Source organism: Actinophytocola sp., assembly GCF_035712165.1.
Classification (GTDB): domain Bacteria; phylum Actinomycetota; class Actinomycetes; order Mycobacteriales; family Pseudonocardiaceae; genus DASYTH01.
Map to the genome: position 1 here is coordinate 1 of NZ_DASTBH010000410.1, position 6,039 is coordinate 6,039.

Consider the following 6,039-nt stretch of genomic DNA (forward strand, 5'->3'; position numbering starts at 1 on the left):
ATCACGCCGCACCGGGCCCTGACCGACCTCGGCTTCGACTCGCTCACTGCGGTCGAACTTCGCAACCGGCTCAACGCCGCGACCGGGCTGCGGCTGCCCGCCACCCTGGTCTTCGACTACCCGACGCCGAGCGCGCTGGCCGCTCACCTGCGCGCCGAACTGGTCGGGTCCGAAGCCGGGGTGGCCCCGGCGCCGGTCGCGGCGCGCACGGCCCCGGTGGACGAGCCGGTGGCGATCGTGGGCATGGCCTGCCGGCTGCCCGGCGGCGTGATGTCGCCGGAGGACCTGTGGCAGCTCATGGCCGAAGGCCGCAACGGGCTCACCGAGTTCCCCGCCGAGCGCGGCTGGGACGTGGAGAAACTCTACGACCCCAACCCGGAGGCGGTTGGCAAGTCCTATGTGGACAAGAGCGGGTTCCTGCGCGGCGCGCTGGAGTTCGACGCGGAGCTGTTCGGCATCTCGCCGCGCGAGGCGCTGGCGATGGACCCGCAGCACCGGATGATGCTGGAGACGACCTGGGAGGCCCTGGAACGGGCCGGGATCGTGCCGGCCTCGTTGCGCGGCAGCCAGACCGGCGTGTACACCGGGGTGTCGTACTACGACTACGCCAACGGCCGGCTCGAGTTCCCGGAAGAGGTCGAGGGCCTGGTCGCCATCAACAAGTCACCGAGCGTGCTGTCCGGCCGGGTGTCCTATGTGCTCGGACTGGAGGGCCCGGCGATCACGATCGACACGGCCTGCTCCTCCTCGCTGGTGACCCTGCATCTGGCGGTGCAGGCACTGCGACGCGGCGAGTGCGACCTGGCGCTGGCCGGCGGCGTGACGGTGATGTCCGCCCCGCTGGTGTTCCTGGAGTTCTCCCGGCAGCGGGGGATGGCCCCGGACAGCCTGTGCAAGCCGTTCGCCGCGGCCGCCGACGGCACCTCATGGTCGGAGGGCGCCGGGGTGCTCGTGGTGGAGCGGCTGGCCGACGCGCGCCGCCTCGGCCACCCGATCCTGGCCGTGGTGCGCGGCACCGCGGTGAACCAGGACGGCGCGTCCAACGGCCTGACCGCGCCGAACGGCCCGGCACAGCAGCGGGTCATCCGGGCGGCGCTGGCCGACGCCGACCTGTCCCCGCAGGACGTCGACGCGGTCGAGGCGCACGGCACCGGAACCATGCTGGGCGACCCGATCGAGGCCCAGGCGATCCTGGCCACCTACGGCCAGGGCCGGCCGGCCGACCAGCCCCTCTGGCTGGGTTCGGTCAAGTCCAACATCGGTCACACCCAGGCCGCCGCCGGAGTGACCGGCGTGATCAAGATCGTGCAGGCGATGCGGCACGGCGAACTGCCCGCGACGCGGAACGTGGACGCGCCGACCCCGAAGGTGGACTGGTCCACCGGCGCCGTCGAACTGATCACCGAGCCGACCCGGTGGCCGGACACCGGCCGGCCGCGGCGGGCCGGGGTGTCCTCGTTCGGCATCGGCGGCACCAACGCGCACGTGGTCCTCGAACACGTCCCGGAAGGGTCGGGTTCCCCGGCCCGAACCGACGAACCGACCACGCCGTTGGCCCCCTGGGTGATCTCCGGCCGCTCCGAGCAGGCGCTGGCGGCGCAGGCCGCCCGGCTGCGCGAGTTCGTCGCGGACCACCCGGAACTTCGCCTCGTGGACGTGGGTTTCTCGCTGGCCACCACGCGGGCCCAACTGGAACACCGCGCGGTGCTCACCGCGCCGGACCGGGACGGCCTGCTGCACGGTCTGGACGTCCTCGCCGGCGGTGAGTCGGCCGCCGACGCGGTGCGCGGCATGACCTGCCCCGGCCGGCTGGCGGTGCTGTTCACCGGCCAGGGGTCACAGCGGCTCGGCATGGGCCGGCAGCTCTACGACCGGTTCCCGGTCTTCCGCGCCGCGTTCGACGCCGTGTGCGCGGAGCTCGACACCCGGATCGACCGGCCGCTGCGCGACCTGGTCTTCGCCGCCGAGGACTCGGATTCGGCACTGGACATGACCGGCTACGCCCAGCCCGCCCTGTTCGCGATCGAGGTGGCGCTGTTCCGGCTGCTGGAGTCCTGGGGCGTCCGCCCGGACTTCGTTGCCGGCCACTCGATCGGTGAGCTGAGCGCGGCGCACGTCGCGGGCGTGTGGTCGCTGTCCGATGCGTGCGAGGTGGTGGCGGCGCGCGGCCGGCTGATGCAGGCCCTGCCGGCCGGTGGCGCGATGCTCGCGGTGCAGGCGACCGAGGCCGAGGTGATCGAAACGTTGGCCGGCAAGGAAAGCCGGGTGAGCGTGGCCGCGATCAACGGGCCCGCGTCGGTCGTGCTGTCCGGCGACGAGGACGTGATCGGTGAGCTGGCGGCGATCTGGCAGGACCGCGGCCGCAAGGTCAAGCGGCTGCGGGTGTCGCACGCGTTCCACTCGCCCCTGATGGACGACATGCTCGACGACTTCGCCGCAGTGCTGGAGCGGGTCGACTACGGCCAACCGGCGATCCCCGTGGTGTCCAACCTCACCGGCAAGCTCGCCCAGGTCGAGGAGCTGCGGGATCCCGGCTACTGGGTGCGGCACGTGCGGGGGACCGTCCGGTTCGCCGACGCGGTCGTCCTGCTGCGCGGGGAAGGCGTGGCCACCTTCGTCGAGCTCGGTCCGGACGGGGTGCTCTGCGGCATGGGCGCGGAGAGCCTGTCCGACGGCGACGACGCGGTGTTCGTCCCGGCGCTGCGCAAGGATCGCGACGAGCCGCAGACCGTGACCGCCGCGCTGGCCCGGCTGCACGTGCGCGGCGTGCCGATCGGCTGGGACTCCGTGTTCGCCGGCTCCGGCGCCGAACTGGTGGCCCTGCCGACCTATGCCTTCCAGCGCCAGACCTACTGGCTGCCCGGCGGTGCCGACGGGGGCGACGCGACCGGCCTCGGCCAGCTCGCCGCGAGCCACCCGCTGCTCGGCGCGGCGGTGGAGCTTCCGGACACCGACGGCTACCTGTTCACCGGACGCCTGGCGCTGCAGTCCCATCCGTGGCTGGCCGACCACGCCGTCAAGGGCAACGTGCTGGTGCCGGGCACCGCGATGGTCGAACTGGCCATGCGGGCCGGCGACCAGGTCGGCTGCGACCGGGTGGACGAGCTGACCCTGCACGCGCCGCTGGTGCTCGCCGAGCGGGGCGGGGTCCGGATCCAGGTCGTCGTGGGCGGCGCCGACGACGACGGCAACCGGTCGGTGACGCTGTTCTCCCGCGCGGAGTCCGCCTCGGCCGAGGACCCGTGGACCCGGCATGCCAGCGGGGTGGTCAACGCCGCCCGGCCGGCGCCGGCGATGGACCTGGGCACCTGGCCGCCCGCCGGCGCGGAGCCGGTGCCCGTCGACGACGTCTATCCCGACATGGCCGCCATCGGTCTGGGCTACGGCCCGGTGTTCCAGGGTGTGCGGCAGGCGTGGCGGCGCGGCGAGGAGATCTTCACCGAGGTGTCGCTGCCGGAGTCGGCCGAGGCCGACGCGGCCCGGTTCGGGGTGCACCCGGCGCTGCTGGACGCCGCGCTGCACGGGATCCTGCTCGCCGGTGCGGACAGCTCGGCCGAACGCCAGGCCCGGTTGCCGTTCGCCTGGTCCGGCGTGTCGTTGCACGCCACCGGTGCGACCTCGGTGCGGGTGCGCCTGGCGCCGACCGGCGAGGACGCGGTGACGGTCTCGGTCGCGGACACCACCGGCGCCCCGGTGGTCTCGGTCGAGTCGCTGGTCACCCGTCCCATCGCCGGCGACCTGGGCGGTGCGGGCGCCCGGGACGAGCAGCGGTGGCTGTTCGCCCTGGACTGGGTTCCCGCGCCGGAACCGGCCGCGCGGCCGGCCCGGTGGGCGGTGCTCGGCGCGGACGACCTCGGCATCGAGGACGCGGCCCGGTTCGACGGCCCGGCCGCGCTGGTGTCCGGTGTGGACGGTGCGACGCCCGACGTGGTGCTGTACGCCGCACCGGCCTCCGGTGCCGTGGTGCACGACGTGCTCGGCGTGGTGCAGGAATGGCTGGCCGCCGAGGCGCTGGAGTCCTGCCCGCTGGTGGTGGTCACCCGGCAGGCCGTGGCCGCGGGGATCGACGAGGACGTGCCGAACCTGGCCCAGGCCCCGGTGTGGGGGCTGCTGCGGTCGGTGCAGGCGGAGCATCCGGACCGGTTCGTCGTGGTGGACGCCGACGCCGGCGGTGACGTGAGCGACGCGGTCGCGGTCGCCCTGGGTGGCGAGCCACAGGTCGCCGTGCGGGGTGGCCAGGTGCTCGTGCCCCGGCTGGGCCGGGTGGGCGCGGACGGCGAGTTGGTTCCCCCGGTGGGAGAGCCCGCGTGGCGGCTGGACGGCCGCAACAAGGGCACCCTGGACCGGATCGAGCTGGTCGCCTGCCCGCAGGTGCTCGAACCGCTGGCGGAGGGCCAGGTCCGGATCCAGGTTCGGGCCGCCGGGCTGAACTTCCGGGATCCGCTGATCGCGCTCGGCGTGATCGAGGGTCCCGAGGTGCAGCGCGGCGAGGGCTCGGGCGTGGTGCTGGAGGTCGGCCCGGGCGTGACCGGTCTGGCCGCGGGCGACCACGTTTTCGGCTTCATCAACGGGTCGTTCGGCTCGGTGGCCGTTGCCGGCCACCAGGTGCTGCGGCGCAAGCTGCCCGAGTGGTCGTTCGAGCAGGCGGCCTCGGTGCCCATCACGTTCCTGACCGCCTGGTACGGCCTGCACGAACTGGCCAAGGTCGGTCCGGGTGACGTGGTGCTGGTGCACGCGGCCGCGGGCGGTGTGGGGATCGCGGCGGTGCAGTTGGCCCGGCATCTGGGTGCGGAGGTGTTCGGCACGGCCAGTCCGGGCAAGTGGGACACGTTGCGGGCGTTGGGTTTGGACGACGACCACATCGCCTCGTCGCGAACCATCGAGTTCGAGCAGCGGTTCCTGGAGACGACCGGCGGTCGCGGTGTCGACGTCGTGCTGGACAGCCTGTCCGGTGAGTTCGTCGACGCGTCGCTGCGGTTGATGCCGCGCGGCGGCCGGTTCCTGGAGATCGGCAAGACCGACATCCGGGACGCCGACTGGGTCGCGCAGGCTCATCCCGGAGTGCGGTACCAGGCGTTCGACCTCGACGAGGCGGGCCAGCAGCGGCTCGGCGAGATGCTCGACGAACTGCTCGTCCTGTTCGGCAGCGGGGCGGTGACGCTCTCGCCGATCACCACGTGGCAGATCACGCGGTCGGTGGACGCGTTCCGGTGCCTGAGCCAGGCCAAGCAGGTCGGCAAGATCGTGCTGACGCTGCCGCGACCGCTCGACCCCGACGGTGCGGTCCTGGTGACCGGCGGCACCGGCGTGCTGGGCGCGTTGCTGGCCCGGCACCTGGTGACCGGGCACGGGGTGCGGCACCTGGTGTTGACCAGTCGCCGCGGTCCGGCCGCCGAGGGCGCCGCCGAGTTGCGCGACGAGCTGACCGCGCTGGGCGCGCAGGTGACCATCGCCGCGTGCGACGCGGCGGACCGGTCCGCGCTGGCGGGACTGCTGGACGGCCTGGCGGTGCCGCTGACCGGAGTGGTGCACGCCGCAGGCGTGATCGACGACACCACCGTGGAGTCGTTGACCGCGCGGCATCTGGACGCGGTGCTGGGACCGAAGGTGGACGCGGCGATCAACCTGCATGAGCTGACCCGGGACATGGATCTGGCGATGTTCGTGATGTTCTCCTCCGCCGCCGGCATCCTCGGTTCGGCCGGGCAGGCCAACTACGCCGCGGCCAACGCCACGCTGGACGCCCTGGCCCAGCACCGCCGGGCCCAGGGCCTGCCGGCCACCGCGCTGGCGTGGGGCCTGTGGGGCGAGGCCAGCGGCATGACCGCGCACCTCGACGACACCGACCTGGCCCGGATGAGCCGGGGCGGTATCCAGCCACTGACCACGGTGGAGGGTATGGCCCTGTTCGACACGGCCACCCGGCTGGACCGGGCGTCGGTGGTGCCGATCAAGCTCGACGTCTCCGCGCTGCAGGCCCAGGCCCGGTCCTCGGCCGTGCCCGCGATGCTGCACGGCCTGGTGCGCACCCGCCGCACC

At 73.7% G+C, this 6,039-nt stretch carries 1 protein-coding gene; it reads left to right on the forward strand.

Features of this window, described 5'->3' with window-relative positions; all coding sequences use genetic code 11:
• The coding region (locus tag VFO68_RS22850) for an SDR family NAD(P)-dependent oxidoreductase (RefSeq protein ID WP_325160406.1) at nt 1-6,039 on the forward strand (6,039 nt) is incomplete at both ends.